The organism is Sphingopyxis sp., assembly GCF_036402335.1.
GTDB lineage: Bacteria > Pseudomonadota > Alphaproteobacteria > Sphingomonadales > Sphingomonadaceae > Sphingopyxis.
The window spans coordinates 1-5018 of sequence record NZ_DASWTD010000055.1; the positions used below are offsets into that span (position 1 = coordinate 1).

Below are 5018 nucleotides of genomic sequence, written 5' to 3' on the forward strand. Positions count from 1 at the left end.
AGGGGCGGTGGAAACACCGCCCCTTTTTTTCGCCCGCCGGATTACCGGCTGGCGTAGACCACGATTTTCACCCGCTGCCCCGGCGCCAGCCGGCTCGACGCAGTCAGACGGTTGAGTACCTGGAATCGTTCGGCCTGGTAATTGCTGTACGCCATGCGTCGCGCAAGGCTCGCCATCGTATCGCCGCGTCCCACCGTCACGACATCGATTCGCCGCGGCTTGATCGCCGCCGCTTCCGCCGCGCTCAGCCGCCGGACGCTGTTGAACATCGAATTGAAGACGCCCCCGCCACCTGCCTTCGTCAACGTAACGAAATGGAAGGCGCTGCTGCGCGAAAATTCATAGGCAAAGACGGTAACATCGACCTGTCCCGACTGGCTGTTCACACGCGCGGTCGAGTAGGATGCCGGAATACCGCCCACGGTGGTGCGCTGGATCGCGCCCGGGCTGATCGACGCATTGCCCGCGACGGCCTTGAACGCCGCCGCGATATAGGCGTTCATGTCGCCATTATAGGGCCCGGTCGAAAATTGCGCCTGCCCGCCATTGCCGCTGATCGACACGGCGTCGGACCCGTTTTGCATTCCATAGCCGTTCGGCACCGCAAATTTGAGCCGCAGGTCGGGGTGAAGGAACTCATTGCCTTCGACCACGCCCTGCGCCGGATCGTCGCCATAGAGCACATTATCGACCGACGCGAGAAACGCATCGGCGTTGCGATTGCCGCCGCTTCCGCCGACACGGCTCGCCAATGTCTGCGCATTGCGGACGCGCGAGGCAGGGTCGGGGTGGGTGCTGGCCCATTCGGGCAGCGAGCGCGCATCACCGCCCGACAGGCGCGCATCAAGGCTCGTCTGGGCCGCCAGACTCGCAAGCATCGTCGACAGCGCAAGCGGATCATAGCCCGCACTGCGCAGATACTGGACACCGAGCTGGTCGGCCTGCAATTCCTGGCTGCGCGAGAAGCCCAGCGTCGCAAGCTGCGCGACCTTCAGCGAATTATTCTGGAGAAGCCCGCCCAGACCGCCGAGCAACCCGCCATTGTCGCCGATCGCACCGCCGAGCACAGCGCCAAGCACGCCGAGGATCTGGTTGCGGGTTGCAGCCGACTGGCGTTTCTTGCTGTGCTGCGCGGCGACATGGCCGACCTCGTGCCCGAGCACCCCGGCGAGTTCGGCCTCGTCGTTCATCAGCGCCATCAGCTGGCGGGTGACATAGACATAACCGCCGGGGATCGCGAAGGCATTGTTCACAGGCGAATTGAGCAAGGTGACGGTGAAATCGCTCGGGCTGCGCGACAGCCCCGACTGGACGGCGATATTCTGCCCGATGCGGTTCACATAAGCCGCCTGCGGCCCGCTATAGGCGCCGCCGAATTCGGCCATCAGCTGCGGATGCGCATCGGTGCCCTGCTTGCGCTCGGCGGGCGAGATGCTGGTCGCGGTCTTGATCGCCTTCAGCTGCGCATCGGCTGCGCCCGTGATCGCCACGCCGCCCATCGCCAGCACCGCCGCCAGCCTTTTCCCGGTTTTCCAGCTCATCGAAATGCCTCCCACTCAGCTCTTCGGTCAGGGATATTCCCATCATGCGACAAGACAAGCGACGAATGCGCCGCGGTTGTCATTTTCGAAAAGTGGAACGCCAGAACCCGTGATCGGGTTCCGGCGCCTGCGTGCCTAAGCCCGTCCCATCGCGAGGAATTTTTCCTCGCGTGCGGCGAGTATCGTCTCGCGCGGCAAGCCCGACAGCGCATCCAGTTCCTGCGCGATGGCATCGCCCAGCGCCGCAATCGCGGCCTCCGGCGCGCGGTGCGCCCCGCCGACGGGCTCGGGGACGATGCGGTCGATGATTTTCAGCCCCAGCAGGTCCTGCGCCGACATTTTCATCGCCGCCGCGGCGTCGGCCGCCTTGTCCGACGTCCGCCACAGGATCGACGCGCAACCTTCGGGTGAAATCACCGAATAGACGGCATGTTCGAACATCAGCACCCGGTTCGCGGCAGCGAGCGCGATCGCACCGCCCGATCCGCCCTCGCCGACCACCGCCGCGACCATCGGGACGCCGAGCGCGAGGCATTGCTCGGTCGAACGCGCAATCGCTTCGGCCTGGCCGCGCTCCTCGGCCTGGATGCCCGGGAACGCGCCCGACGTATCGACGAGCGTGACGACGGGCAGGCCGAAGCGGTCGGCGAGCTGCATCAGACGGATCGCCTTGCGATAGCCTTCGGGCTTCGCCATCCCGAAATTATGCTTCATGCGCGACGGGATATCGTCGCCCTTTTCATGGCCGATCACCATCACACGGCGGCCGCGAAAACGCGCGAGCCCGCCCAATATGGCCTGATCGTCACCGAAATTGCGGTCGCCGGCCAGCGGCATCCAGTCGTCGAACAGGTCGGCGACATAATGTTTGAAATGCGGGCGGTCGGGGTGGCGGGCGACTTGCGTCTTTTGCCAAGGTGTCAGTTTTGCATAGATTTCGCGCAGCAATTTCGAGGACTTATCCTCGAGCCGCGCAATGTCATTGTCGATATTCAGCGTGGGATCGTCACCCATTTCGCGCAATTCGGCAATCTGGCGATCGAGCGCCGCGACCTGTTTTTCGAAGTCCAGAAAGGCTGTCATGGGGGGAGTCGCTAGGCCGAAGGCGGCGCAACGTCAACGTCGGGGTGGGCAGCATCCATCCGCGCCAGCGGATGACGGCGGTTGACCAGCTCGACGAGGCGGCGGCTATCGACATGGGTGTAAATTTCGGTCGTCGCAATATCGGCATGGCCGAGCATCAATTGCAGCGCGCGGAGGTCAGCCCCACCCTCGAGCAGATGGGTGGCGAAGGCATGGCGCAGCACGTGCGGGCTGATCGCGGCGGGATCGATCCCCGCGCGGCCCGCAAGTTCGCGCAGCATCTGGAACAGCCGCACACGCGAGATATGCGCCTTGCCCGACGGGAAGAGCCAGGGCGATCCGCCTTCGAGCAGCGGCAGCCAGCGATCGAACGCTTCGCGCGCGCGCTCGGACAACGGCACCAGCCGTTCCTTGTCGCCCTTCCCGCGAACGATCAGATATTCGCGCTCGCCGGCGACCGCGCGGCGCGGCAGCGACACGAGTTCGCTCGCGCGCAGCCCCGACCCATAGAGGAGTTCGAGCAGCAACAGCATCCGCACCGCGTTGGCGGGCGGCGCTTCGCCCCCTGCTTCCTCGCCCGCCTGCTCGAACAAGCGCTCGACGTCCGAATGCGTCAGGATCCGCGGCAACGGCCGGCGGGTGGTCGGCCGCGCAATGTCGAGCGCCGGATTGTCGGCGCGTTCGCCCTCGTCGATCAGGAAAGCGAAGAATTGCCTGAGCGCCGACAGCTTGCGCGCCGCGCTGCTGGCAGCAAGGGACTGATAATCGGCCATTAATTTTCGCAAACCGGTCGCATCTGCCTCGGCGAGCGGAGCTTTCACCCACTCGGCCGCCTGTTCCAGATCGCGGCGATAGGCGGCGAGCGTGTTGCGCGACGCGCCGCGCTCGGCCGCCATCATTTCCAGAAAGCGGCCGATCAGGGCTCCGTCAGACACGCACCAACGCTTCGGCGGCGATCATCCGCGCTTCGGAGCCCAGCCCCACATCGCGCAGCGCGCGCACGATATAATAGAGATGATAGGGCGGCACTTTCGACCAGTCGCCCTGCATTCCCGCCGCGGCGAGCAATGCGACCATGCCCGGCTCGCGCCGTTCGGCGGCCGCCATGATCGCGCGCGACCAGCGCGTCTGCTTGCCGAGGTCGACCTCGAGGTCGCTCGCCGCAGACGATGCCGCCCCGGCGTCGATCCGTCCGAGGCCCGCGAGGCCGGCGAGCAGGAATTTCGACCGCAGCGTGTCGGCGCTGTCGTCGTTGCCTGCGAATTGCCCGACCGCGCCCGCGCTCATGCCGGTCAGCGGCCGCGGCGAGCCGACCGCGAGCACCGCCCATGCGCGGCTGCCGACCGAGACCGTCGGGACCCATGCGATGGCATTTTCGTCATAACCGCCCGCGAGCATCGAACCGACGAGCTGCCAGGGATCGCCGCCGACTTCGGTACTGGCCGGCAGCGCCGCCGCGGCACGCGCCGTCGCGACCATCGCGGCATAGCGCTGCGTCGGCGACGTGCCCGCACCCCAGAGGCGTTCCATCGCGGCATAGCGATCGGTACCGCGCGCAAGGCGGAAAGCGCCGCGAAGCTCGTCGGTCTGGGCCGCGAGGGCCGCAGCGGGTTCCTCCTCGCCCGCCGCAGCGCTGAGCAGCGAGACATAGGCCTCGCTCGACAGCACGCCGCGCGCGGCGGCTTCGGGCGCCGCGGCAACGCGGTTCGCCATGTCGGTCATCGGCGCGAGCACCGTCCAGCCCTTCATATAATAGGGCGCCGACGTGCGTAGCGCCTCGGGCACCGGGATCGCCGTCGCGGTCGCCATGCCGAAGCGCCAGCTCGTCAACCGGTCGATATTGTCCCATTCGATCGTCGTCGAACGGCGGCCGCTGCCCGTCGCGCCGAGCACGCGTTCGGCGAGCAGGATGTCGAAGTTCGAAATCTTGCCGCTCGACCGCACCCGGCCGATCGCCCAGCCTGCGGGTCCGGCCTCGCCCGACAGGCCCGAACAGATCGCCGCCGACAGCCGCCACGCCTGCTCGTCGCCATGAGCAAGGCCTGCCGGGACATAGGGGCACATCCCCGCCGGGTCGGCGTTGGCAAGATAGGTTTGCTGCGCCGTCGCGACGAGGCGCGGGCTGGCGCGATCATAGTCGACCGACTGGACGATCCGGCGTGCCGTGATCGATTCGCCCATGCGCAGCAGCAGCGACGCGCGCTCGGCCGCGAGATCGGCGCCGTTGATCGTGTCCGGGGTGTCGATCGCCGAAGCCAGTGAGCGGCGGAGCAGGATCTGGCCCCAGCGCGAGGCGAGCTGGCCGTTGGTCCGGCGCATGATTGCGGCGGCATATTGGCCGCGCACGCCGAATGCATCGGGACCAAGCCCGCCGGTCTCGGGGGTCAGCGGCCC

4 protein-coding genes are annotated in these 5018 nt (G+C 66.9%); all 4 read right to left on the bottom strand.

What is annotated here, in order from left to right:
- Window positions 1-41: 41 nt before the first annotated feature.
- Window positions 42-1541: a M48 family metalloprotease gene (locus VGD20_RS01615; protein WP_331132781.1), complete on the bottom strand. Its 1500-nt coding sequence runs from the start codon at window positions 1539-1541 to the stop codon at window positions 42-44.
- A gap of 135 nt (window positions 1542-1676) precedes the next feature.
- Window positions 1677-2624: an acetyl-CoA carboxylase carboxyltransferase subunit alpha gene (locus VGD20_RS01620; protein WP_331132782.1), complete on the bottom strand. Its 948-nt coding sequence runs from the start codon at window positions 2622-2624 to the stop codon at window positions 1677-1679.
- Between the two features lie 11 nt (window positions 2625-2635).
- Window positions 2636-3559, bottom strand: a complete 924-nt coding sequence (locus VGD20_RS01625; protein WP_331132783.1) for a tyrosine recombinase — start codon at window positions 3557-3559, stop codon at window positions 2636-2638.
- Window positions 3552-5018 (bottom strand): hypothetical protein (locus VGD20_RS01630; RefSeq protein WP_331132784.1); only part of this gene is annotated, 1467 nt, incomplete at its 5' end. The genes VGD20_RS01630 and VGD20_RS01625, both read right to left, overlap by 8 nt.